This is a genomic window from Micromonospora sp. WMMD1274, assembly GCF_049179035.1.
Lineage (GTDB): Bacteria > Actinomycetota > Actinomycetes > Mycobacteriales > Micromonosporaceae > Micromonospora > Micromonospora tulbaghiae.
In genome coordinates this window covers 3,423,526-3,447,193 of the sequence record NZ_JBMHMG010000001.1, presented here as the reverse complement: position 1 = coordinate 3,447,193, position 23,668 = coordinate 3,423,526, and the positions used below count along the sequence as shown (strand labels likewise).

Here is a 23,668-nt window from a genome sequence, read left to right as displayed (position 1 = left end):
AAGCTACGCTCGTTTCACAAACTTGTGAAGACTGTAGGGTCACGGGGTGAGCGTCGAGGAGCCGACCATGAACGTGCCGCCCCACCACGACGAGGAAGAGGTCCACCTCTTCGTCGAGCGGATGGCGATGGCCTTCGCCGACGTGGGCTTCCCCCGGATGGCCGCCCGGGTCCTGTTCACCGTAATGAGCGCCGACGACCCGCTCACCGCGGGTGAGATCGCCGAGCGGCTCGGCGTCAGCGCGGCGGCCGTCAGCGGCGCGGTGCGCTACCTGACCCAGTTCGCCATGCTGGTCCGCGAGCCGGTCAAGGGCTCCCGGCGCGACCGCTACCGGATGCCCGACAACCCGTGGTACGAGGCGACGATCACCAAGACCACGATCTACAAGAACTTCATCGACATCGCCGCCGGCGGGGTCGACGCACTGCGCGGCCGGAGCACCCCGGCCGGCGAGCGGGTCGCCGAGATGCGCGACTTCTTCCTCTTCGTACAGGAGGAACTGGAGTCGCTCGGCGACCGCTGGCGGGCCCGGCGGGCCGCGACCGGGCACGGCGGCCCGGCCGGCGGCTGAACCGTCAGCGGGTGTTGCCCCAGCGCGCCTGCTCCAGCAGCTCCACCGCGCGGTCCCGGGCCGACGGGTCGTCGTCGGCGCGCAGCAGCGCTGTCGCCTCGTCCACCGCGTCGGTCAGGTGCCGCCACTGGAGATCCCGCTCCCGCACCAGGTCCGACTGGGCGGCGAGCTGCCGCGTCTTCACCCACAGGTCGACGAAGACGGTCACCTTCGCCCGCAGCACCCACGGATCGAACGGCTTGGTCAGGTAGTCGACCGCGCCGGCCGCGTAGCCGCGCAGCGCGAGCTGCGCGTCCTTGTCCGCGGCGGTCAGGAAGATGATCGGTACGTGCCGGGTGCGCTCACGCCGCTTGATGTGGGTGGCCGTCTCGAAGCCGTCCATGTCCGGCATCTGGGCGTCCAGCAGGATCACCGCGAAGTCGTCCACCAGGAGCTGCTTGAGCGCCGCCTCGCCGCTCTCCACCGCGACCGACTGCACCGGGAGACCCTGGAGGATCGCCTCCAGCGCCATCAGGTTCTCCCGCCGGTCGTCCACCAGCAGGGCCTTGGCCGTCTGCGTCACGCGTTCTCCTCGCCTCGGCTCCGGCCGATCCAGGACGCCATCAGTTCGATCAGCTCGTCCAGGTCCACCGGCTTGGTGATGTAGTCGCTGCCGCCGGCGCCGAGCGCCGACTCCCGGTCACCGGGCATCGCCTTCGCGGTCAGGAACACGACCGGCAGGTCCGCGAACCGGTGGTTGCGGCGGATCTGCGCGGTCGTCTCGTACCCGTCCTGGTCCGGCATCATGGCGTCCATCAGGACGATGTCCACCTCCGGGTGCTCGGCGAGCTGGCGGACGCCGTCCGCCCCGTTGTCCGAGTACAACACGGTCATCCCGTGCAGTTCCAACGCGGACGTCAGCGCGAACACGTTCCGCACGTCGTCGTCGATGATCAGCACTGTCACGCCGTCCAGGCGCCGGGTCGCGGGCGTCTCCTGCGGCTGCGGCAGCTCCATCGGCATGAGCAGCGAAGACGGCAGGCCCGCGCGGCTCGGCGACGGTGGCGCCGGCGCCACCACCGCGTCCGGCGCCAGCACATCGGGTACGAAGAGAGTGAACGTCGAACCCTGACCGGGCGCGGACGAGACGGTGATCGTGCCACCGAGCAGGCGGGCCAGGTCACGGCTGATGGACAGCCCGAGGCCGGTGCCGCCGTAGCGGCGGCTGGTGGTGCCGTCCGCCTGCTGGAACGCCTCGAAGATCAGCGACAGCTTGTCGTCGGAGATCCCGATGCCGGTGTCGATCACGGTGAACGCGATCACCCGCTGCGCGTTGGTCAGCGCCGGCACGTCGAAGACGGCGTTCTCCGCCGCCGGGCCGATGCGCAGCGTCACGGCGCCGTTGTCGGTGAACTTCACCGCGTTGGACAGCAGGTTGCGCAGGATCTGCTGCAACCGCTGGGCGTCGGTGACCAGCGCGGGCGGCAGGTCTTGGCTCACCCGTACCTGGAAGTCCAGGCCCTTCTCCTCAGCCTGCGGCGCGAACGCCTGCTCCACGTAACCGCGGATCTCGGCGAACTGGATCTCGGTGGGCTCCACGTCCATCCGGCCCGCCTCGATCTTGGACAGGTCGAGGATGTCGTCGATCAGCGACAGCAGGTCGGACCCGGCCCCGTGGATGGTCCGGGCGAACTCGATCTGCTTCGCGCTGAGGTTGCGCTCCGGGTTCTCGGCGAGCAGCCGGGCCAGCAGGAGCAGCGAGTTCAGCGGCGTACGCAGCTCGTGGCTCATGTTCGCCAGGAACTCCGACTTGTACGCCGACGCGCGGGTGAGCTGCTGCGCCTTCTCCTCCAGGCCGAGGCGGGCCAGCTCGATCTCCCGGTTCTGCGTCTCGATGTTGGCCTTCTGCTCGGACAGGAGCTTCGCCTTGTCCTCCAGCTCGGCGTTGGTGCGCTGCAACTCGGCCGACTGGTCCTGCATCTCGTGCGCCAGCCGCTGCGACTGCGCCAGCAGCTCCTCCGTACGCCGGTTGGCCTGGATGGTGTTGACCGCGACGCCGATGGTGAGCACCAGCCGCTCCAGGAACGCCAGGTGCAGCTCGGAGAACGTGGCCACGCCGGCGAACTCGATCACGCCGAGCAGCTCGCCCTCGAACTGGACCGGCAGCACCACCAGGTCGGCCGGGGGCGTGTCGGCCAGCCCGGACCGCACGACGAGGCGCCCGTCCGGCTGCGCCTTGACCCGGATGGTCCGGCGCGACAGGGCGGCCTGCCCGACCAGCCCCTCACCCGGGCCGAACGTGACGTCGTGGCCGCGTGCCACGTACCCGTAGGAGGCGGTGAGCCGCAGCCGCATGCTGCCCTCGGAGCTGTCCGCCAGGAAGAACGCGCCGAGCTGCGCGTCCACCAGCGGGGTCACCTCCTGCATGATCATGCGGCAGACCTCGCCCAGGTCGCGCTGGCCCTGGAGCAGACCGCCGATCCGGGCCAGGTTCGAGTCCAGCCAGCCCTGCTCGGCGTTCTTCTTGGTCGTCTCCCGGAGGGTGACGATCATCTGGTTGATGTTGTCCTTCAGCTCGGCGACCTCGCCCTGCGCCTTCACGTTGATCCGCTGGGTCAGGTCGCCGCGGGTCACCGACGTGGAGACCTGCGCGATGGCGCGCAACTGCGTGGTCAGGGTCGAGGCGAGCTGGTTGACGTTCTCGGTGAGGTCGCGCCACGTACCGGAGACGCCCTTGACCTGGGCCTGACCGCCCAGCTTGCCCTCGGTGCCCACCTCACGGGCCACGCGGGTGACCTCGTCGGCGAACGAGGAGAGCTGGTCGACCATCGTGTTGACTGTGTTCTTCAGCTCCAGGATCTCGCCCTGCGCGTCCACTGTGATCTTCTGGCCCAGGTCGCCGTTCGCCACGGCGGTGGTGACCGACGCGATGTTCCGGACCTGGCTGGTCAGGTTCGACGCCATCGAGTTCACGTTGTCGGTGAGATCCCGCCACGTACCCGAGACGCCCTTGACCTGGGCCTGACCACCCAGCTTGCCCTCGGTACCCACCTCACGGGCCACCCGCGTCACCTCGTCCGCGAACGACGACAACTGGTCGACCATCGTGTTGACAGTGGACTTCAGCTCCAGGATCTCGCCCCGGGCGTCCACAGTGATCTTCTGCGACAGGTCACCCTTGGCGACGGCGGTCGACACCTGCGCGATGTTCCGCACCTGTGCGGTCAGGTTCGACGCCATCGAGTTCACGTTGTCGGTCAGGTCGCGCCAGGTGCCGGCGACACCGCGCACCTGCGCCTGGCCGCCCAGCTTGCCCTCGGTGCCCACCTCGCGCGCCACCCGCGTCACCTCGTCGGCGAACGACGAGAGCTGGTCCACCATCGTGTTGACAGTGGACTTCAGCTCCAGGATCTCGCCCCGCGCGTCCACAGTGATCTTCTGCGACAGGTCACCCTTCGCCACAGCGGTGGTGACCGACGCGATGTTCCGCACCTGACTGGTCAGGTTCGACGCCATCGAGTTCACGTTGTCGGTCAGGTCACGCCACGTACCCGAGACGCCCTTGACCTGGGCCTGACCACCCAGCTTGCCCTCGGTACCCACCTCACGCGCCACCCGCGTCACCTCGTCGGCGAACGACGAGAGCTGGTCCACCATCGTGTTGACCGTGTTCTTCAGCTCCAGGATCTCGCCCTGCGCGTCCACGGTGATCTTCTGACCCAGGTCGCCCTTGGCGACGGCCGTGGAGACCTGGGAGATGTTGCGGACCTGGCTGGTCAGGTTGCCGGCGAGCTGGTTGACGTTCTCGGTGAGGTCGCGCCAGGTGCCGGAGACGCCGCGCACCTGCGCCTGGCCACCCAGCTTGCCCTCGATGCCCACCTCACGGGCCACCCGCGTCACCTCGTCGGCGAACGACGAGAGCTGGTCCACCATCGTGTTCACGGTGTCCTTCAGCTCCAGGATCTCGCCCTGGGCGGCCACCGTGATCTTCTGCGACAGGTCACCCTTCGCCACAGCGGTCGACACCTGGGCGATGTTGCGCACCTGCGCGGTCAGGTTCGACGCCATCGAGTTGACGTTGTCGGTCAGGTCCTTCCACGTGCCCGCCACGCCCGGCACCTCGGCCTGGCCGCCCAGCTTGCCCTCGGTGCCCACCTCGCGGGCCACCCGGGTCACCTGCTCGGCGAACAGCCGCAGCGTGTCGGTGAGCGAGTTCATCGTGTCGGCCAGCTCGGCCACCTCGCCGCGCGCCCCGACCGTGATCTTCTGCGACAGGTCGCCCTTCGCGACGGCCGTCGCCACCTGGGAGATCGACCGAACCTGCCCGGTGAGGTTCGACGCCATGGTGTTCACCGAGTCGGTGAGGTCCTTCCAGGTGCCGGCCACCCCGCGCACGTCGGCCTGGCCGCCCAACTTGCCCTCGGTGCCCACCTCACGGGCCACCCGGGTCACCTCGTCGGCGAACGACGAGAGCTGGTCCACCATCGTGTTCACGGTCCGGCCGATACGCAGGTACTCACCGCGCAGCGGACGACCGTCGATCTCCAGCGCCATGTGCTGGGACAGGTCGCCGTCGGCCACCGCCACGATGACCCGGGCGATCTCGGTCGTCGGGCGGCCCAGGTCGTCGATGAGCGAGTTGACCGCCCGCTGCCCCTCCGCCCACGAGCCGTCCAGGCCCTCGTCGTCCAGGCGCTCGGTGAGCCGCCCGTCGCGGCCGACGATCCGGCTGATCCGCCGCAGGTCCAGGTGCTGCCGTTCCTGCAACGACACCACGTCGTTGAAGGCGTCGGCGACCTCACCGGGCAGACCCGCCCGCCGGGGCAGGCGCACCCGGAGATCACCGCGCCCCACCCGGCGCAACGCCTCGACCAGTTCACCGAGGAGCACCTCGTGGTCGGACGCGGACGGGTCCGCGGTCAGCGACTGATTCACCGTGGCCATCGTTCCTCGCTCCGCTCGGGCTCGTGCGGTCACACGGGCCATCCCATCATTGTGCCGCGCGATCCGTCGAGGTCACCGCGTGTGATCGCGCGTCACGTGCGGTATCAACCCGGGTGGTGGGTTCGCCGGGACGCTTGGCACCCGGGGTGGGCGCGGTGGAGGATACGAAGGTGTCAGCGGAGGCAGGGCCGGCCAGCGGCGGCGCGGACGAGCGCGTCCGCCGGGTCCGCCTCCCCGCCGACCGCCGCACCCCCGCGGCGGCCCGCGCGCTGGTGCGCACCATGCTGCTCGAAGCGCGGCTGCCCGAACTGCTGAACGAGGCGCTGCTGCTCACCACCGAGCTGACCACCAACGCCGTCGAACACGCGCGTACCGAACTGGACATCGAGGTCGACACCGACCGCACCGGCCTCACCGTGACCGTCACCGACTTCGCCTCCGGCCCGGTCGACGAGCTGATCGTCGGTGTGCGCAACACCACGTCCGACATCACCGAGGTGGCCACCAGAGGGCGCGGGCTGCTGCTCGTCGACCACTTCTCCAGCCGGTGGGGCACGACCTACCTGCCCACCGGCAAGGGCGTCTGGTTCCGCCTCGACCGGCCCGGCCCCGGCGGGTCCGCCCGGCCGTCGGCCGGCCCGCTGCGCGTCGCCGAACCGGACCGGAACGGCGACGGTACGCCGAGCGCCGCGGCCATGAGCGACCTGATGCAGCTCACCCCCGACTCGTACGCCGACGAGCCACTGCCCGAGTTCGCCACCGGACTGCTGACCCGGGTCGCCGAGATGGTCGGCGCCGCCGGTGGCACGGTCCGGCTCGACCGGGGCGACGGACTCGGCACCCAGGTCTTCGCCCGGTACGGGCGCCCGCCGCGCGAGGGCAACGAGCTGCTGCGCGTACCGCTGGCGGTGCACCGCCCGTACTCAGGCGAGCTGGAGCTGGACGCGGCGCCCTCGGCGTACGCCCGGCCGCTCGCCGTACTGGCCGCCGAACGGCTGTCGCTGCACCTGGAGAACGACCGGCTGCGCCGCGCCGACGTGCGCCGCTCCACCTGGCTGACGTTCCTGGCCGAGGCCAGTGAACTGCTCGCCCAGTCGCTCGACGTCGAACTGACCATGGCGCTCGTACCGCAGCTCGTGGTGCCCCGGCTCGGCCAGTGGTGCGCCGTGCACACCACCGACGAGTGGGGCCGGCTGCGCCTCGCCGCGTCCAGCCACGCCGACGAGGCGATGCTGCCGCAACTGCACCGGATCCTCCAGGAGACCGGCCCCGACTCGATCCAGTCCCGGCTGCGCGAGGCGTCCCGCAACGCCGCCCAGGTGCCGCTCGGCGGGCCGATGGAGGGCTTCGCCGTACCGTTGATCGCCCGTGGCCAGCGGCTCGGCACCCTGGCCGTGGGCCGGCACCAGCGGCAGCGGCACGACCCGGACGAGGTGTCGGTGCTGGAGGACGTGGCCCGCCGCGCCGCCCTCGCCATCGAGAACGCCCGCATCCACGCCGAGCGCCGCCGGGTCGCCCAGACGCTCCAGCAGTCCCTGCTGCCGCCGGTGCTCCCGGTGGTCGAGGGCATCGGCTTCGCCGCCGAGTACGTCCCGACCGGCGACGACGCGGAAGTCGGCGGCGACTTCTACGACGTGCTCCCGCTGCCGGACGGCCGGTGGCTCGTGGTGGTCGGCGACGTATCCGGCAAGGGCGTACAGGCCGCCGCCGTGACCGGGCTGGTCCGGGACGTGATCCGGGTGCTCGTCGGCGACGGCAAACCGCTGCCCGAGGTGCTCGGCCGGCTCAACGAGACGCTCGTCGAACGCGGCGGCGGACGCTACTGCACGCTGGCGCTGGCGGCTGTCGCACCCGGCGACGGCGACCAGCTCGACGTCTCGCTGCACCTGGCCGGCCACGACCGCCCGGTGCTGCTGCACGGCGGTGGCGGCGCGACGTTCGTCGGGGCCGGCGGTACGGCGCTGGGCCTGCTCGACACGATCACCACGCCGACCGCCGAGCTGACGCTCAAGCCCGGCGACGCGCTGATCTTCTACACCGACGGGGTCACCGAGCGGCGGCGCGGACGGGAGCTGTTCGGCACCGACCGGCTGCGCGAGTCGGCGGCGCCGCTGGCCGGGTACTCGGCCGATGTGGTGGCCGCCCGGCTGCGCGCCGCCACCATCGCCTTCTCGGTCGAGCCCCCACGCGACGACATAGCCATCCTGGTCCTCCGAAACGACACCCCCTAACCCCCGCCGCCTTCCCCGCCCGGGCGGGACGCCCCGCGCCCGGGCGGGCACCCCGTCGATCATGAAGTTGGCCGCTCAATTCGCCCGTTTCCTCCCCGTCAACTTCATGGTCAACCCACTCCGGCACGCCGGGGGGCGCCTCAGGCGCCCGTCGTCGCGCTTCAGGTCGCCCTTCGGCGGTGATCAAGGAGTTTGTGTTCTCCGGGGGCGCGAAATCTGACGCAAAGTCCTTGATCACCGGGCGAGGCAGGGCGTGGACGGAGGCGGGGGACGCGGGTGGCACCGAGGCTGTGCGGGGGCCGGGGCGCCGGGCAGGCGAGGGCGTCCAGACAGGCGAGGGCGTCCAGACGGGCGGGGGCGCCGGGCAGGCGAGGGCGTCCGGCGGGCGCTCCCGTCGAGCAGGGCACCGGCACGGGTGAGCCGGACATCGGCAGGCTGGTGCCCGGGCGGGTGAGGGCTGGTCAGAGGCCTCCGGGGAGGCGGCCGGGGGCCAGGCGGTGGTGCGGGTCCAGGTGGGCCTTGGCGCTGCGCAGGCGCGGCAACGTGGGCAGCTCGCCCCAGAGGTCGACGGCACGGCGTACCGCCGCGGGCGCGGCCACCACGACACACCGGCCCCGCCGGGCGATCAGCACACTGCGGACCGCGGTGAGGATCGAGGCGACCCGCTCGGGCGGCAGCGCGCCGGACAGGGCTGCGTGGACGGTGCCCGAGCCGGCCGAGCCGCGTACAGGCACCGGGCTGCCGGTGGCGTCGCGCAACGCGTAGACGGCGGCGTGCAGGTCGTTGATCGGCACCTCGATGCGCAGCGCGGTGTCGCCGGGCGCGAACGGGTAACGCCCCCACCATTCCGGCGCGTGGTGGCTGATCATCGCCTCGGCGCCGAGGACGGCGGCGAGACGTTCGGCCCGCTCGGTCACGTCGGCCGGGCCGCCTTCCAGCAGCACCACCAGGCTGCCCGCCGCGGGTCGCCCGGTCACGGCGGGATGGTCGGGGCGGTTGATCACCGACGGGTGCGTAGCCGGGATACGACGCCGGGGCAGCGGCACCGGCACCGGCAGGTCCAGTTCGACGGCGGCCGGATCGACGCCTGCGGCCAGTACGGCCCGGACCAGGTCGTGCACCTCCAGCGGCGTCCAGACCGGACGGGACACCCAGAGCCGGCCGGCAGGCACGGCGTGCACTCGCATGGTCGCCGAGACCAGCACGCCGAGCCCGCCCTGCGAGCCGCAGAGCAGCCGGGCCACGTCGAGCCCGGGCACCTCGCCCCGACCGAGGATCGCGTCCCCGCCACCCGGACCGTCGCCGAACGCACCACCGGCGCCCCAGCCCGCGGAACCGCCATCGCCCGCCGGACCCCGTTCACTCGCACGACCACCCCCGCTGCCCGGGGTGGCCCGGCCGAGCGCCTCCGTGCCGGACTCGCCGACGCTCACCAACTCGCCGTCGGCATCGAGGTAGCGCACCCCGACGAGCTGGGCGCACGGGCTGCCGTGCCGGTGACGCAGCGGACCGGACTCGTCGGCGGCGAGCACCCCGCCGAGCGTCGCGCCCGGCGAGGGGGCGTCGACCGGCAGCCGCCGGTTGGTGCGCGCGAGCGTGGCCTGGACCGCGCGCAGTGGCGTGCCGGCGCCGATCTCGGCCACCGCCGCGTCGCGCGGCTCGTGCCAGACCCCGGCGAGGCGGCCGGTGTCGAGCATGATGTCCACCTGCGCGGGGGCGGCACCCCAGTCGATCTTCGTGCCGGCGCCCCGGGGCACCACTGTCAGGTCGTGCGCGGCGGCCAGCCGCAACACCTCCGCCGCGGCGTGCGGGCCGCCCGGCACGGCCACCCATCGGGCGGTACGGCCGGCCACCTCGTCGGCCGGGCCGGCGAAGCGGGCGAACGGGTCACCGCAGATCGCGGCCAGCTTCCGGGTGATGTCGAGGGCTTCGAGTCGGTCGGTGGAACGTGCCGCATCCGCCATGGCGGTTATCGTACACATGTTCGAAAGACCTGGCGGCGAGTCGCGGGATTCGGTCGGCGGGCGAGCCCGGCGGCGGCCCGGCGACCGGTAACGTGGCGCCGTGACCGAAACCCCACCGCCCGTCGCCAAGCGCGTCCCGACCGAGCGCGTCCATCACGGTGACACAGTCCTCGACGAGTACGCCTGGCTCGCCGCCAAGGACGACCCGGACACGATCGCGTACCTGGACGCCGAGAACGCGTACACCGAGGCGCGCACCGCCCACCTGGCCGGGCTGCGCGCGGAGCTGTTCGAGGAGACGCGCCGGCGCACCCAGGAGACCGACCTGTCGGTGCCGACCCGCAAGGACGGCTACTGGTACTACACCCGCACGGTCGAGGGTCAGCAGTACGGCGTGCACTGCCGGCGCGCGGTCCGGCCGGGCGAGACGGCGCCCCCGGTCAGCGCGGACGGCGCCCCGCTCGACGGCGAGGAGGTGCTGCTCGACGGCAACCAGCTCGCCGAGGGGCACGACTTCTTCTCGCTCGGCGCGTTCGACGTCAGCCCGGACGGGCGCTGGCTGGCCTACTCCACCGACTTCTCCGGCGACGAGCGGTTCACGCTGCGGATCAAGGATCTGACCACCGGCGAGTCGCTGCCGGACGAGGTGCCGGACACGTTCTACGGCACGGCCTGGTCCAGCGACGCGTCCACGCTGTTCTACGTGACCGTGGACGAGGCGTGGCGGCCGAACCGGGTCTGGCGACACACAGTCGGCACGGCGTCCACCGAGGACGTGGTGGTGTACCAGGAGGACGACGAGCGGTTCTGGGTCGGTGTCGAGCTGACCCGCTCGGAGCGCTTCGTGGTCATCGACATCCACAGCAAGATCACCAGCGAGGTGTGGGTGATCCCGGCGTCCAACCCGACCGGCGAGCCCGCCGTCGTGGCCCCGCGGCGTCAGGGCATCGAGTACGCGGTGGAGCACCACGGCCACCGCTTCCTGATCCTGCACAACGACGGCGCGGAGGACTTCGCGCTGGCGTACACCTCGGCGGACGCGCCGGGCGAGTGGGAGCCGCTGATCCCGCACACCCCGGGCACCCGGCTGGAGGCGGTCGACGCGTTCGAGAACCACCTCGTGGTGTCGCTGCGCGCCAACGGCCTGACCGGCCTGCGGGTGCTGCCGGTGGGCAGTGACGACAGCTGGGACATCGACTTCCCCGAGCCGATCTACAGCGTGGGGCTGGACGCGAACCCGGAGTACCGCACGAACGAGGTCCGGCTGCGCTACACCTCGCTCGTCACCCCGGACTCGGTCTACGACTACGACCTGGTGACCCGGGAGCTGACGCTGCGCCGGCAGAAGCCGGTCCGTCCCGGGCCGGACGGGCGCGCGTACGACCCGGCCGACTACGAGCAGCACCGCGACTGGGCGCTCGCCGACGACGGCACCCGCGTACCGATCTCGCTCGTCTGCCGCCGCGACACCCCGCGCGACGGTTCGGCGCCCGCCGTCATCTACGGCTACGGCTCGTACGAGGCGAGCATGGACCCGTGGTTCTCGATCGCCCGGCTGAGCCTGCTCGACCGCGGCGTGATCTTCGCGGTGGCGCACATCCGGGGCGGCGGTGAGCTGGGCCGTCGCTGGTACGACGAGGGCAAGCTGCTGGCCAAGAAGAACACGTTCACCGACTTCGTGGCCTGCGCCCGGCACCTGGTGAAGGCGGGCTGGACGGCGAGCGACCGGCTGGTGGCCCGGGGCGCCTCGGCCGGCGGCCTGCTGATGGGCGCGGTGGCGAACCTCGCCCCGGACGCGTTCGCCGGGATCGTCGCGCAGGTGCCGTTCGTGGACGCGCTCAGCTCGATCCTCGACCCGTCGCTGCCGTTGACGGTCACCGAGTGGGAGGAGTGGGGCAACCCGCTCGACGACCCCGAGGTCTACGCGTACATGAAGTCGTACACGCCGTACGAGAACGTCACCGCCGCCGACTACCCGGCGATCCTGGCGGTGACCAGCCTCAACGACACGCGCGTGCTCTACCACGAGCCGGCCAAGTGGATCGCCCGGCTGCGGTCGCTCGCGCCGGCCGGTGACTACCTGCTCAAGACCGAGATGGGCGCGGGCCACGGCGGCCCGAGCGGCCGGTACGACTCCTGGCGCGAGGAGGCGTTCGTGAACGCCTGGATCCTCGACCGCGTCGGCCGGGCCTGACCCGTTCCGGAGCAGATGAGCGACGAGGAGCAGCCGGGCCGGCGTGCGCCGGCCTGGCTGCTCCTCGTGGTGGTCGCCGGTGCGCTGGTCGTCTGCTGCTGTTCGACGGTGATCGGGCTGGCCGTCGCCGGCTCCGCCGGACTGCTCGGCCGCTGACCGGTCAGGTGCTGCGCAGTTCCTCCACCGAGGTCGCGGCGCGCAGGAACAGCAGGCCGGCCACGACCGTGCACAGCACCGCCGCCAGCCCGCCCGCCGCGAGCCAGGCCAGCTGATCCCACGGTACGTCCGGCGGGACAGTCGTCTTCGGCACCCATTCGGTACGGGTGTACCGCGCCGCGGTGGCCGGGTCGCCGCACAGCTCAGTACCGGCGTCGCAGATCGTCTGCGCGAAGCCACCGTTGCTCGGTGCCGGCATGACGCCCCGGACCAGCAGGTAGCCGACCGTCAGCGCGAGCCCGATCGCGGGTACGGCGGGGGCGAGCGCGGCCCAGAGCAGCGACCGGCCGATGGTGGCGCGTGGCACGCCGGTCGCCACCTGCGCCGCGTACGCCCGTCGCCGGCTGGTGATCCCCTCGACCACGGCCACGAGCAGCCCACCGCCGGCGATCGCCATCGCCACCACGACCGCGAGGTCGACCAGGTCCATCGCGCCGAGGAAGAAGTCCGGGTCGGCCAGTCCGGAGCCGGTGCGACGGGTCACCTCGGCCTGGGCCCGGAAGTCGGCGCGCAGCGCCGCGGCACCGGCGCCGAAGATCAGCGCGGCCAGCAACGCGGCGAAGGTGCGGCTGCCGGCCCACGGGTCGGCGGCCAGCCGGCGGGCGGCGAGCAGGGCGGCCGGGCCGCGTCCGTGCCGGTGCAGCAGCCGCCCGGTCTGGTACGAGATCCAGCCGGTGCCCGAGACGACGCCGATCATCGCGGTCAGCCCGCCGACGACCAGCAGCGTCGGCACCAGCCAGTCGGGTGCCACGGCGCCACGCCGCTCGTACCAGAGCAGGAGCGGGCGGATCGCGGCGAACATCGCCAGTGCGGCGAGGATGAGCACGCCCGGCCACGGCCAGGGCGCCCGGGTGCGGACCCTGCGCACGACGCCGAACGGGGTGGTGGCGACCCGCCGCAGCAGCAACGCGCTCACCAGCGCGGCGGCCAGCGGCAGGCCGAGCACGACGGCGGCCACCGCCACCGGGGCCGGATGCACGTCGGTGGGCAGCGGCAGCCGCCCGTCCGCGTCGGGCCGGTGCAGCAGCCGGCGTCCGGCCAGGAAGACGGCCAGGCCGATGAGGGTGCCGATCAGGCTCGCCACGCCGGTCTCGGCGACCGCGAGCCGGGTGACCTGCCCGGGGGTGGCACCGGCCAGCCGGAGCGCGGCCAGCCGTCGGTCCCGGCCGGGCGCGCCGAGGCGGGCGCACTGCCCGGCCAGCCCCAGCACCGGTACGCAGAGCAGCAGCAACGCGAGCGCGACGCCGGGGCGCAGGCCGGGTTCCCGGAGCAGGGCGTTGGTGTACTGCTCGGACTGCGTCCAGGCATGGCCGGCCGGCTTGACCACCGACAGCACTGTCAGCGCGGCCAGCCCGGCCAGTGTCGCGAGCGCGGCGCTCACCGCGGTGAGCACCACCCGTGCGACGTCGGTGCGGGTGCCCGCCAGCACGAGTCGCAGCAGCGTCCCCGGCCTCACCGTGACCCGCCCGGCAGCGCCGGGTCGAGCCCGAGCCCGGTGTGGTCGACCATGCCGTCGCGCAGGGTCACCTCCCGGTCCGCGTACGCGGCGATGCGCGGCTCGTGCGTCACCAGCACGACCGTGGTGCGCTGCTCGCGGGCCAGCCGGACCAGTTGGGTGAGCACCTGCTCGCCGGCCAGCGTGTCGAGCGCGCCGGTCGGCTCGTCGGCGAAGATCACCCGTGGTTCGGTGACGAGCGCCCGGGACATCGCGCAGCGTTGCTGCTGCCCGCCGGACATCTCACCGGGCCGGGCGTCGGCGACGTCGGCCACGCCGAGCCGGTCCAGCCAGGCCAGCGCCGCGGTCCGTGCCGCTCGCCGCCCCGTGCCGGCGAGCAACAGCGGAAGTGCGACGTTCTCCGCGGCGGTCAGCTCGGCGACGAGCTGACCGAACTGGAACAGCACCCCGAATTCGGTACGGCGCAGCCGCGAGCGGGCCGCCTCCGACCACGTGTCGATCCGTTCCCCGCGCCAGGTCACCTGACCGGCGTCGGGACGCAGGATGCCGGCGAGGCAGTGCAGCAGCGTGGACTTGCCGCAGCCGCTCGGGCCGGTGACCGCGAGGATCTCGCCTTCGGCCACGTCGAGCGTCAAACCGCGCAGCGCGGGTGTGTGACCGTATGCGCGGACGACTCCGCGCGCTTGCAGGAACGTCACGAGCGCACCTCCCGGTGCCAGTCGGCGACCCGGTCCAGGGTGGTGTGCAGCCACCGGAGATCGGCGTCGAGGTGGGCGATGGCGAAGTCGGCGGCGACCACCTCGTCGAGGCGGGCGCCGGGGGCCGTCTTGAGCGCGGTCAGTTCGCGCAGCCGTTGCGTGTGCGCCTGCCGCTGCGCGATCAGGTAGGCGCGGGCCTGGTCGACGTCGGCCACCAGGAGCGCGACCACCACCTTCGCGAACAGCGTGCTGGCCACGTACGGCATCGGCGGTTCGACGGTGCCGAGCCAGTGGTCCAGCGCCGCCCGCCCGTCGTCGGTGAGCGCGTACGAGGTGCGGTCGGGGCCGCCCTCGCGGGTCTGGCCGGCCGTGGCCACGAGGCCGTCGCGGCACAGACGCGCCAGCGTCGCGTAGACCTGCCCGAAGGCGAGCGGACGGGCGCGGGGCAGCCGCTCGTCGTGCGCGCGCTTCAGCTCGTAGCCGTGGCGTGGGCCGGCGGCGAGCAGCCCGAGCAGGACGTGCGATGTGGACACGGCCCTACTATTCGCTGAGTGAATAGCGGTGTCAAGAACGGCCCGCGCGGCGTACCACGCGGGCCGTTCGGATTCAGCGGGTCCAGGCCGGGTCGCGCCCGGCCCGGCCGAGCAGCGCGTCCATGCTGTCCGGTGCCGCGTCGGTGGGCACCGGCGGGCCGAACGCGCCCATCTTCTGCCCCGTGTCGCCCATCCGGTCCATGAACTCGTGCCCCGCCGCCACCACAGCGGGGTCCACGGTCAGATCCTGGCCGGTGGCCCGCGCCAGATCCCATCCGTGGATGGTGAGGTCGATCAGGGCCATCAGGCCGACCGTCTCCTGCGGCAGTCCCATGCCCGGCGAGACACCCTCCTGCGTGGACGGATCGGACCACGCCTCGGTCAGCCGGGCCGCCTCGGTCGCGAACCGGTCCCGCCAGCCGTCGGTCAGGTGATCGGTCTTGCCGGACCAGTCGACCTCCTCCCGGCGGGCCAGCGCCTGGAAGTTGACCACCACGTCGAACAGGTGGCCCAGCAGGTCGCGCACTGTGTAGTCGGGACAGGGGGTGGGCAGGACGAGCTGGTCGTCGGAGACGCCGCGCACCATCGCGGCCGTACGCGGCGCCGCGACGGCGAGCAGTTCACTGGTCTTCGTAGTCATCGGGCCAGCCTATGAGGACTGTCGCGAGGAAACGGGACACGAACCGGCGGGGTCCGGTTCCGGCACCGGCCGGCCGCCGCGACGACCGCGCCGGTCGCTCAGCGACGGCGGACCGCTACCACCGCGACGTCGTCGTGGATCTCCGGCGGCGCCAGCTCGACGAGCAGCCGCCGGCAGAAGTCGTCCAGGTCGTCGTCGACCCGGGTGGCGGCCACCCCGAGCGCCGCCATGCCGTCGTCGATCGTGGCGTCCCGCCGCTCGATCAGCCCGTCGGTGTAGAGCACGAGGGTCGCCCCGGCCGGCAGCACGAACTCCAGGTCCGGCGGGCGCGGCGCGCGCACGCCGAGCAGCGGCGCGGACTGCGTCACGAACTCGACCCGCCCGTCCCGGCTCAGCAACGCCGGCAGGTGCCCGGCGCTGGCCAACCGCACCAGCCCGGTCGGCGGGTGGAGCAGCAGCACGCAGATGGTGGCCAGCTCGGTCGGCAGCAGGGTGCGCATCAGTTCGTTGACCCGGTCCAGGATCACGCCCGGCTGGTGCCCCTCGACCGCGTACGCCCGCACCGCGTGCCGCAGCTCGGCCATCACCGTGGCGGCGTGCAGCGAGTGCCCGGCCACGTCACCGATCGCCACCAGCAGGTGCCCGTCGAGCATCACCAGCTCGTAGAAGTCGCCGCCCACCTCGGTCTGCGCGCTCGCCGGCTCGTACCGGACGGCCAGGTCCAGGCCGTTCACGTCGGGCAGCCGCTGCGGCAGCAGGCTGCGCTGCAACGTCACCGCGATCCGGTGCTCCTCGTCGAAGGACCGCTGCGCCTCCACCGCCGAGGCGACCGCCTGGGCGAGCTGCACCAGCACCGGCGTGCGTACGGTCTGGGTGGCGGTCGGCACCACCACGTAGAGCGGGGCGCGGTCCTCGCGCAGCCGGGACGCGGCCACCGTCACGGTGTCGCCGTCCGGCCAGCCCGCCACCGCCCAGTTGGCCGGCTCGTCGACGCGCACCCGGGTGCCGATCGGCACTCCGGTGTCGTCCACCACCCACGGCACGATGCGGGCCGGCGTGTGCGGGTCGGCCGCCACCCCGGCCAGGCAGTCCCCGTCGAACGTCTCGGCGACCACCGCCGCCGGGGCCTTGAAGATCCGCGCCGCGCCGCTCGCGGCGGCCTCCAGCAGCCGGACGAAGTTCGGCGTCGCGTGCATCTCCACAGTGGCGTCGGCGAGCGCGGCGAGCCGCTCGGCGAGCTGCTCGGCCCGCAGCCGGGCCTGGTAGTAGCGCAGCACCGCGTGGGCGGTGGCGACCAGTTCCTCCGGCTCGATCGGCTCGGCCAGGTAGGCGTCCGCGCCCCGGGTGAGACCCTGCGCCCGGTCGACCACGTCGACCGCGTGCGCGGAGACGTGGATGACCGGGATGTACGGGTACTCCTCCTTGATCCGCTCGCACACCTCGAAGCCGCTCATGTCGGGCAGCCGCACGTCGAGCACCACGAGGTCGACGTGCTCCCGGGCCACCCGGTCCAGCGCCGCCGTGCCGTTCTCGGCCTCGACGGTGACGAAGCCGGCCCGAGTAAGCCAGTTGACCAGCAGGTATCGCTTGGGGCCGCTGTCGTCGACCACAAGCACGGTCACCGGCCCGCTGTCCACCGTCACGCTCCGCCCGCGGGGAGGACCACTGTGAACGTGCTGCCCCGGCCGGGTTCGCTGGTCAGCTCCAGCGTCCCGCCGAGCAGCGTGATCAGCCGCCGCGCGTACGGCAGGCCGAGCCCGGTGCCACCGACCCGGGTCGTGCCGGGCACCTGGTAGAACTCCTCGAAGACCCGTTCGTGCAGCTCCGGCGGGATGCCCACGCCGGTGTCGGTGACCGACAGCGTCCACTGCTCGCCACGGCGCTCGGCGCGCAGGCGCACCTCGCCGCGCTCGGTGAACTTCAGGCCGTTGTGCAGCAGGTTGCGCAGCACCTGGGCGAGCAGCACCTCGTCCGAGCGGAGCGTCGCCGGGGCCGGCGGCTCCTCGACCACCAGCTCCACCTCGGAGCGCGTGGTGAGCGCCCGCAGCGTGCCGCGCAGCTGCCCGAACACCGCGCGCAGGTCGACCTCGGACCAGTCCGGCTCGATCCGCCCCGACTCCGCCTTCGCCAGGTCGAGCAGCTCGTTGACCAGCCCCAGCAGGTCGCCCGCCGAGGAGCGGATCAGCCCCACCTGGCGGGCCTGCTCGCTGGTGAGCGGGTCGGAGGCGGAGTCGGCCAGCAGCCGGGCCAGACCGATGATCGCGGTCACCGGCGCGCGCAGCTCGTGGCTGACGTTGGCCAGGAACCGGCTCTTCGACTCGCTCGCGGCGCGAAGCTGGGCGGACTTCTCCTCCAGCTCGGCGTAGAGCGCCACCACACCCCGGTTGGTCTCCTCCAGCTCCTCGGTGAGCTGGTTGTAGAGCGCCATCACGCCCTGGTTGGTCTCCTGGAGCTCCGAGTTGAGCACGGCCAGTTCGTCGCGCTGACTGCGCACCTCGTCGAGGGCGGCGATGAGCTGGGAGTTCTGTGCCGCCAGCTCGTCCAGCGCGGAGCCCGGAGCGCGCTCGGCCAGCTCGGCACGGAGCCGGCCGGCGCGTTCCGGCGTCAGCTCCTCGGCGTGGTCGGGCACCCGTCTGGACATCCTCACGACGGTATCGCCCTCGACGGCCACGACCCGCAACGTGTCCACCAGACGCGCGACGCCGCCGGACTGCGGCTCGTACCGGCCGCCGGGCAGCGGACGCAGCGGTGACAGGTCGACCTGGAGCACCCGGCGGCCCACGGCGTCCCGGTCGAGGGCGAACGTCACGTCCGCGCCGTCGACCCCGCGCAACAGCTCCCGGGCCACCTCGCTCAGCGCGGTGGCGATCCGTACCTGGTCCTGGTGTTCCAGCCCGACCGCCGCGGCCACCTCCCGGCCACGCTGCCGGACCAGGAAGATGTCCTGCTCGACCCGGAGCGCGAGGTGCAGGAGCGGCTCACTCATGCCGCCTCCCGGGCCACCAGGACGCAGGCGTCGTCGCGGCGGGTGCCGGCGTCGCGCAGCAGCGTCGCGGCGGCCAGCAACGGGTTGCGCCCGGCCAGCCCGGGATAGTCGTCGAGATCCCAGCGATCCACCACCCCGTCACTGTGCATGACCAGGGTGGCGTCGCGCGAGAAGGGGTAGTCGTACCCGCGGATCACCGGACGCTGGTGCCCGGCGATGCCCGGCAGCGAGACCAGCCCGCGCCGCCGCTCGCCCGGCGCGACGATCATCGCGGCGATGTTGCCGAGCCCTGCGTAGCGGAGCACTCCGGCGGCCGGATCCGGCTCCGCCACCGCGAGCGCGGCGCCCCGGGTGTGCGAGATGGCGGCGTGCAGGTGCCGCACCACGACGTCCGGCGGCCCGTCCGGCGCGGAGCGGAACGCGGACACGGCGGCACCGGTCGCGGCGGCGGCGAGCGGTCCGTGGCCCAGCCCGTCGGAGACCAGCACCTGCCGCCGGCTGCCGAGCCGGCGGACCGCGTACCCGTCGCCGCTGCTCTGCTCGCCGGTGATCGGCCGGGCCAGTCCGGCCGCCCAGTCCGGCTCCGGCGGTGCGGCGTCCCAGACCTGGACGACGAGGACCGTGCCGCGGCCGGGCGCCGAGTAGCCGTCGAACCGGCTCGACTGCCGGGCGATCGCGCCGAGCCCGATGCCGAGCGTGCCGGCGGTGGAGTGGCCGTCGACGGAGGAGAGCGTCAGGTCGGCCATGCCGGGGCCGGAGTCGATCGCCACCAGTTCCACGCCGGCCTGCCCGCCCCGGCGCGCCGGGCGCATCAGGAGCGTGCCCTCGCGGGCGTGCTTGACCAGGTTGCTGGTGATCTCGGCGGTGACGATCGCCAGGTCCGCGACGCGCGACGCGCTCAGTTCGAGCTGCCGGCCGAGACGCTCGGCCGCCCGGCGTACGCTGCCGGCGGTCGCGCCGGTGTCGACCCGGAACCAGATGCCGTGGTCGGGCACCACCTCGGCGGTCATCGCGACCACTTGGTGACGGTGATCCGCGTCCCTTCACCGACAGCCGTCCGGATGTCGAAGTCGTCGACGAGCCGGCGGGCGCCGCTCAGTCCCAAACCCAGCCCGCCACCGGTGGTGTAGCCGTCGGTGAGCGCCAGGTCGAGGTCGGGGATGCCCGGCCCCTCGTCGGCGAAGACGATCCGCACGCCGCGGCGGCGGCCGTCGGACACGGTGCTCACCTCGGCGCTGCCCCCACCGCCGTAGATCAGCGTGTTGCGGGCCAGCTCGCTGGCGGCGGTGACGAGCTTCGTCTGGTCGACCAGGGAGAGCCGGACCGCGACGGCCGTGGTACGCACCAACTGCCGGACCCGCACCACGTCCTCGTCGCTGCGGATCGCCTGGGTCGCCGGCACACCCAGGTCGACGCCCGTGGTCATGCCGTCGCCGTCGTCTCGGTGTCCCCGTCGTCGGCCGTCTCGTCCCACTCGTCGGCGCGGCTGGCCGCGATCAGCTCCATGCCGCGCTCGACGTTCAGCGCGGTACGGATGCCGTTGAGCGACAGCCCCAGCTCGACCAGCGTGATGGCGACGGCCGGGCGCATGCCGACCACCACGGTCTCGGCGTCCAGCACCTTCGAGATGGACGCGATGGTGGACAGCATCCGGCCTACGAAGGAGTCGACGATGTCCAGCGCCGTGATGTCGATGATCACGCCGTGGCAGCCGGTGGCGACGATCCGCTCGGCGAGGTCGTCCTGCAACTGGATCGCCGTCTGGTCGGACATGTCGACCTGGATGGAGACCAGCAGGATGTCGCCGATCTTGAGGATCGGCACCCGTTCCATCAGGACTCCCGGCGCGGGCGGCGAGCGGTGGTCTCGACGCCGGTCAGGCGCAGCACGTGGCGCAGCGCGTCGGCGAGGCTCGCCTTGGTGGCGATGTCACCGAACTCGATGCCGAGGGCCACGATCGTCTGGGCGATCTGCGGGCGGATGCCGGAGATGATGCAGTCGGCGCCCATCAGCCGGGCGGCCACCACGGTCTTGAGGATGTGCTGCGCGACCTGCGTGTCCACCGCCGGCACGCCGGTGATGTCGATGATCGCGTACGGCGAGCCGGTGTCGACGAGCGTCTGGAGCAGCCGCTCCATCACCACCTGGGCGCGGGCCGAGTCCAGCGTCCCGACCAGCGGGACGGCGACCACGCCCTCCCAGAGCTTGACCACCGGGGTGGAGAGTTCCAGCAGCTGCTCCGCCTGGTCGGCGATCAGGCTCTCGCGGGCCCGGACGAACGTCTCGAAGGTGAACAGGCCCATCTGGTCGATGAGCGCGGAGTAGGCGACGAAGTCACGCAGAGTGTCGTCACCCTTCTCCTCCTCCATCAGCTCCAGCAGGGCTTCCTTCAACGCGAAGACGCTGATCGCGGTCTCGGTCGCGGAGAACCCCTGGCGGGCCCGGTTCGTGGACAGCTCGGACAGCACGGCACGCAGCTCACCGCCGTGCTCGCCGGCCAGGTCGGAGACGCCGTGCCGACCGGCATCGACCAGCGCGCGGTGCAGCTCCTGCATCTGGCGAGCCAGCTCGGCGCGGCTCAGACGACCACGCAGCGAAGCGGCGACGATCTCGGTCCAGCGACTGGTCAACCGCTCCGCGTGCTCGGTGAGCAGGTGGGCGAGCCGATCACCCTGTTCGGCGCTCAACGCCATGGTTGACCTCCCTGATTTGGACGGGCGGACTCTATCACCGGAGGCTGACGCGGTACTTGTCGCGGAGCAAAGAATGATCGGCCGCACCCGTGACCGCTCCCGTTCTGCGCGGCGCGCCCATCGTGGGATACCGTTTCCCCGAACACAGGAGGTCGACGTATGTCCTTGACGGTGCACACGGAACAGCGCGGCGACGTGGTCGTCGTGTCGGTCGCGGGCGAGCTGGACATGGCCACGGCACCGCAGCTGCAGGACCAGATCACGGATCTGCTGGACAAGGGGCGCAACCGCCTCGTCTTCGACCTGGCCGAGGTGTCGTTCTGCGACTCCACCGGTCTGTCCGTGTTCGTCCGGGCGAAGAACAACTGCGACGAGGCCGGCGGCGTCGTCCGGCTGGCCGCCCCGCAGCGCGGCGTGCTGCGCATCCTCGAGGTCAGCGGGCTGGTCGAGGTGCTGCACACGTACCCGACCGTGGAGCAGGCCGTCGCGGGCGACCCCACCCCGGCCTCCTCCTGACCGATCCGGCTCAGCGCTCGTCCTCGATGTAGCGGGGACGAGCGATCACCATGCCCGCCGCCGTCTGCACGGCCAGCGCCACCAGCAGGAAGCCGATCGGGGCGGTCCAGCCGCCGGTCGCCTCGTAGAGGATGCCCACCAGCAGCGGTCCGAGCGCCGCGATCACGTACCCGGTGCTCTGCGCGAACGCGGACAGCGCCACGGTGCCCTCGGCGGTCCGGGCACGTAGCCCGATCGTGGTCAGGATGAGCGGGAACGCGCCCTGGCCGAGCGCGAGCAGCAGCACCCACAGCGGCGCCAGGCCGTGCGGGGCCAGCGCCAGACCGGTGTACGCGGCGGCGGAGAACACGGTCAGTGACAGCACCAGCGGCCGGAGCGTGGCCAGCCGGCCGGCGAACGCCGGCATCATCAGCGCCACCGGCACGCCCAGCGCGGTCACGCCGGCGAGCAGCAGCCCGGCTGCCTCCGGCCGGTATCCGGCGTCCCGGAAGAGCTGGGCCAGCCAGCCCATGATCGCGTACCCGCTGAGCGACTGCGCCCCGAAGTAGACCGCCATGGCCCAGCCGAGCCGGGTCCGGGCCGGTTGCACCCGGGCCGGGGCGGCGACCGCCACCGCCGGGGGCCCAGCCCGTCGCGCGGCGCGGGCCCGCAGCGCCAGCGGCACCCACGGGAGTACGGCCAGCGCGGCCAGCCCGGCCCAGACGCCGAGTCCGGCCCGCCACGAGCCGAACGCGTGCGCCACCGGCACGGCGGCCGCCGCGGCCACCGTCGTGCCCACCGTCAGGGCCATCGTGTACGCCCCGGTGACCAGTCCGGTGCGGTGCGGGAAGTGCTGCTTGACGAGCATCGGCAGCAGGATGTTCGCCACCGCGATGCCGGCGAGCGCGAGCGCGCTGGTGAGCACGAAGATCGCCGCCGAGCCGGTGACCGCGCGCAGCACCTGCCCGACGGTGAGCGCCAGCATGGCCAGCACCAGCACCCGGGGTGCGGCCCAGCGGCGGACCAGCCACGGGGTGAGCGCGCCCAGCCCGGCGAACGCGATCGTGGGCAGCGTGGTGACCAGGCCGGCCATCGCGCCGGAGAGGCCCAGCCCGACCCGGATCTCGTCGAGCAGCGCGCCGAGGCTGGTCACCGCGGCCCGCAGGTTCAGCGCGACGAGCAGCATCCCGGCCAGGACGAGCAGGCCGCCCCGGACCGGGCCGGCGGCCGGGGCGGGCCCGGCCGCGGGGGTGACGCCCGGTGCGGGCACTGTCGCGGCGGGCGCAGGTGGCGGAGTCATGACCTCGAACCTACAATCATGGGATGAATTTCGGCACGAGGTGTAACCGGTGACACCCGCCCGGGATTCCGTCGCCGCGCCTCCGCGCGGTCACCGGGTCCGGCAGACGATCGAGCAGCTCCGGGAACGGATCCTCGGCGGCGAGTGGCCGGTGGGCGGGCGCATCCCCACCGAACCGCAACTGGTCGCCGCGCTCGGCGTGGGGCGGAACACGGTCCGCGAGGCGGTCCGGGCGCTCGCGCACGCCGGGGTGCTGGAGTGCCGGCAGGGCTCCGGCACCTACGTGGTGTCGACCGACGAGCTGGCGCCGGTGGTGGCCCGCCGGCTCACCGACGACCGGATGACCGAGGTGATCGAGGTCCGGCGCGCGTTCGAGGTCGAGGCCGCCCGGCTCGCCGCGCTGAGGCGTACCCCCGAGGATCTGGCGGCGCTCGACGGCGCGCTCGCGGCCCGCGAGGCCGCGTGGCGCGGCGGCCGGGTGGACGAGTTCGTCGAGGCGGACGCCGCGCTGCACACGGTCGTGGTGGCCGCCGCGCACAACGCCATGCTCGCCGAGCTGTACGCCTCGGTCGGCGCCGCGCTGCGCAGCACGGTGGCCCAGGCGATGGGCGAGGCGCTGACCCCCGAGCGGTACGTGGATCACAGTCGGCTGGTCGAGGCGATCCGGGCCGGCGACCCGCAGCGGGCGGCGATCGAGGCCGGTGCTTTTCTCGAAGGGCCCGCCTGGGCATAGGTTGTCCCCGACGCAGACTCATCAGGGCACGGGAG

General features: G+C 72.8%; 20 protein-coding genes. 6 read left to right on the top strand and 14 right to left on the bottom strand.

The annotated features are described in order from the left end of the window. Positions 1-46 precede the first annotated feature (46 nt). Positions 47-571: a GbsR/MarR family transcriptional regulator gene (locus tag ACN27D_RS16215; RefSeq protein ID WP_244933140.1), complete on the top strand. Its 525-nt coding sequence runs from the start codon at positions 47-49 to the stop codon at positions 569-571. Positions 572-575: 4 nt separating this feature from the next. On the opposite strand, the gene ACN27D_RS16210 is transcribed toward ACN27D_RS16215, so the two are convergent. Beyond that, the gene (locus ACN27D_RS16210) at positions 576-1,133 is read right to left on the bottom strand and encodes a response regulator (RefSeq protein WP_013473514.1); all 558 of its coding nucleotides are present in this window, start codon (positions 1,131-1,133) and stop codon (positions 576-578) included. Continuing rightward, positions 1,130-5,494, bottom strand: coding sequence for a HAMP domain-containing protein (locus ACN27D_RS16205; protein ID WP_120572130.1), 4,365 nt, complete (start codon positions 5,492-5,494; stop codon positions 1,130-1,132). The genes ACN27D_RS16210 and ACN27D_RS16205 overlap by 4 nt, the downstream gene beginning before the upstream one ends. Positions 5,495-5,664: 170 nt before the next feature. Between ACN27D_RS16205 and ACN27D_RS16200 the strand changes: the two genes are divergently transcribed. Next, a complete protein-coding gene (locus tag ACN27D_RS16200) occupies positions 5,665-7,725 on the top strand; it encodes a SpoIIE family protein phosphatase (RefSeq protein WP_421499404.1) in 2,061 nt (686 codons plus the stop codon). Positions 7,726-8,186: 461 nt separating this feature from the next. On the opposite strand, the gene ACN27D_RS16195 is transcribed toward ACN27D_RS16200, so the two are convergent. Continuing rightward, positions 8,187-9,689 (bottom strand): FAD-binding oxidoreductase, encoded by a 1,503-nt coding sequence (locus ACN27D_RS16195; RefSeq protein WP_350814294.1) that lies wholly within the window; start codon positions 9,687-9,689, stop codon positions 8,187-8,189. 100 nt (positions 9,690-9,789) lie between these two features. On the opposite strand from ACN27D_RS16195, the gene ACN27D_RS16190 reads away from it, so the two are divergent. Then, positions 9,790-11,883, top strand: coding sequence for a S9 family peptidase (locus ACN27D_RS16190; RefSeq protein WP_421499403.1), 2,094 nt, complete (start codon positions 9,790-9,792; stop codon positions 11,881-11,883). 15 nt (positions 11,884-11,898) lie between these two features. Next, a complete protein-coding gene (locus ACN27D_RS16185; protein WP_252451919.1) occupies positions 11,899-12,039 on the top strand; it encodes a hypothetical protein in 141 nt (46 codons plus the stop codon). 4 nt (positions 12,040-12,043) lie between these two features. Here ACN27D_RS16185 and ACN27D_RS16180 read toward each other — a convergent pair whose 3' ends face one another. From ACN27D_RS16180 to ACN27D_RS16135, 10 genes are all read right to left on the bottom strand, one after another. Beyond that, the gene (locus ACN27D_RS16180; protein ID WP_421499402.1) at positions 12,044-13,555 is read right to left on the bottom strand and encodes an FtsX-like permease family protein; all 1,512 of its coding nucleotides are present in this window, start codon (positions 13,553-13,555) and stop codon (positions 12,044-12,046) included. After that, positions 13,552-14,253, bottom strand: a complete 702-nt coding sequence (locus ACN27D_RS16175; protein ID WP_421499401.1) for an ABC transporter ATP-binding protein — start codon at positions 14,251-14,253, stop codon at positions 13,552-13,554. The genes ACN27D_RS16180 and ACN27D_RS16175 overlap by 4 nt, the downstream gene beginning before the upstream one ends. Next, a complete protein-coding gene (locus ACN27D_RS16170) occupies positions 14,250-14,786 on the bottom strand; it encodes a PadR family transcriptional regulator (RefSeq protein WP_120572135.1) in 537 nt (178 codons plus the stop codon). The genes ACN27D_RS16175 and ACN27D_RS16170 overlap by 4 nt, the downstream gene beginning before the upstream one ends. 73 nt (positions 14,787-14,859) lie before the next feature. Further along, on the bottom strand, positions 14,860-15,426 hold the full coding sequence (locus tag ACN27D_RS16165) for a TIGR03086 family metal-binding protein (RefSeq protein WP_030273517.1): 567 nt from the start codon (positions 15,424-15,426) through the stop codon (positions 14,860-14,862). 98 nt (positions 15,427-15,524) lie between these two features. Continuing rightward, positions 15,525-17,063, bottom strand: a complete 1,539-nt coding sequence (locus ACN27D_RS16160; protein WP_358171035.1) for a SpoIIE family protein phosphatase — start codon at positions 17,061-17,063, stop codon at positions 15,525-15,527. Positions 17,064-17,065: 2 nt separating this feature from the next. Further along, on the bottom strand, positions 17,066-18,412 hold the full coding sequence (locus tag ACN27D_RS16155; protein WP_421499400.1) for an ATP-binding protein: 1,347 nt from the start codon (positions 18,410-18,412) through the stop codon (positions 17,066-17,068). Beyond that, positions 18,409-19,422 (bottom strand): ATP-binding SpoIIE family protein phosphatase, encoded by a 1,014-nt coding sequence (locus tag ACN27D_RS16150; RefSeq protein ID WP_358171383.1) that lies wholly within the window; start codon positions 19,420-19,422, stop codon positions 18,409-18,411. Before ACN27D_RS16150 ends, ACN27D_RS16155 begins: the two co-directional genes overlap by 4 nt. After that, entirely contained in the window at positions 19,419-19,838 is a 420-nt protein-coding gene (locus ACN27D_RS16145; protein WP_121684395.1) for an ATP-binding protein, read from the bottom strand. The genes ACN27D_RS16150 and ACN27D_RS16145 overlap by 4 nt, the downstream gene beginning before the upstream one ends. Further along, positions 19,835-20,245 carry an STAS domain-containing protein gene (locus ACN27D_RS16140; protein ID WP_421499399.1) on the bottom strand — a complete coding sequence of 137 codons (411 nt, stop codon included), beginning with the start codon at positions 20,243-20,245 and terminating at the stop codon, positions 19,835-19,837. Before ACN27D_RS16140 ends, ACN27D_RS16145 begins: the two co-directional genes overlap by 4 nt. Next, positions 20,245-21,105 carry an STAS domain-containing protein gene (locus tag ACN27D_RS16135; RefSeq protein ID WP_357898176.1) on the bottom strand — a complete coding sequence of 287 codons (861 nt, stop codon included), beginning with the start codon at positions 21,103-21,105 and terminating at the stop codon, positions 20,245-20,247. Before ACN27D_RS16135 ends, ACN27D_RS16140 begins: the two co-directional genes overlap by 1 nt. A 159-nt stretch (positions 21,106-21,264) precedes the next feature. Here ACN27D_RS16135 and ACN27D_RS16130 point away from each other — a divergent pair, with 159 nt between their 5' ends. After that, positions 21,265-21,621, top strand: a complete 357-nt coding sequence (locus ACN27D_RS16130; RefSeq protein WP_091414301.1) for an STAS domain-containing protein — start codon at positions 21,265-21,267, stop codon at positions 21,619-21,621. Positions 21,622-21,631: 10 nt separating this feature from the next. Here the strand turns inward: ACN27D_RS16130 and ACN27D_RS16125 are convergent, their stop codons facing one another. After that, a complete protein-coding gene (locus tag ACN27D_RS16125) occupies positions 21,632-22,900 on the bottom strand; it encodes an MFS transporter (RefSeq protein ID WP_358171033.1) in 1,269 nt (422 codons plus the stop codon). 49 nt (positions 22,901-22,949) lie between these two features. Between ACN27D_RS16125 and ACN27D_RS16120 the strand changes: the two genes are divergently transcribed. Beyond that, the gene (locus ACN27D_RS16120) at positions 22,950-23,633 is read left to right on the top strand and encodes a FadR/GntR family transcriptional regulator (RefSeq protein ID WP_358171032.1); all 684 of its coding nucleotides are present in this window, start codon (positions 22,950-22,952) and stop codon (positions 23,631-23,633) included. Positions 23,634-23,668 lie beyond the last annotated feature (35 nt).

Bases quoted from the DNA above. Each gene is read 5' to 3' on its own strand.
- ACN27D_RS16165 (WP_030273517.1), bottom strand. From the start codon at position 15,426: ATGACTACGAAGACCAGTGAACTGCTCGCCGTCGCGGCGCCGCGTACG.
- ACN27D_RS16195 (WP_350814294.1), bottom strand. From the start codon at position 9,689: ATGGCGGATGCGGCACGTTCCACCGACCGACTCGAAGCCCTCGACATC.
- ACN27D_RS16140 (WP_421499399.1), bottom strand. From the start codon at position 20,245: ATGGAACGGGTGCCGATCCTCAAGATCGGCGACATCCTGCTGGTCTCC.
- ACN27D_RS16185 (WP_252451919.1), top strand. From the start codon at position 11,899: ATGAGCGACGAGGAGCAGCCGGGCCGGCGTGCGCCGGCCTGGCTGCTC.
- ACN27D_RS16125 (WP_358171033.1), bottom strand. From the start codon at position 22,900: ATGACTCCGCCACCTGCGCCCGCCGCGACAGTGCCCGCACCGGGCGTC.
- ACN27D_RS16150 (WP_358171383.1), bottom strand. From the start codon at position 19,422: ATGACCGCCGAGGTGGTGCCCGACCACGGCATCTGGTTCCGGGTCGAC.
- ACN27D_RS16155 (WP_421499400.1), bottom strand. From the start codon at position 18,412: ATGAGTGAGCCGCTCCTGCACCTCGCGCTCCGGGTCGAGCAGGACATC.
- ACN27D_RS16205 (WP_120572130.1), bottom strand. From the start codon at position 5,494: ATGGCCACGGTGAATCAGTCGCTGACCGCGGACCCGTCCGCGTCCGAC.
- ACN27D_RS16145 (WP_121684395.1), bottom strand. From the start codon at position 19,838: ATGACCACGGGCGTCGACCTGGGTGTGCCGGCGACCCAGGCGATCCGC.
- ACN27D_RS16135 (WP_357898176.1), bottom strand. From the start codon at position 21,105: ATGGCGTTGAGCGCCGAACAGGGTGATCGGCTCGCCCACCTGCTCACC.
- ACN27D_RS16130 (WP_091414301.1), top strand. From the start codon at position 21,265: ATGTCCTTGACGGTGCACACGGAACAGCGCGGCGACGTGGTCGTCGTG.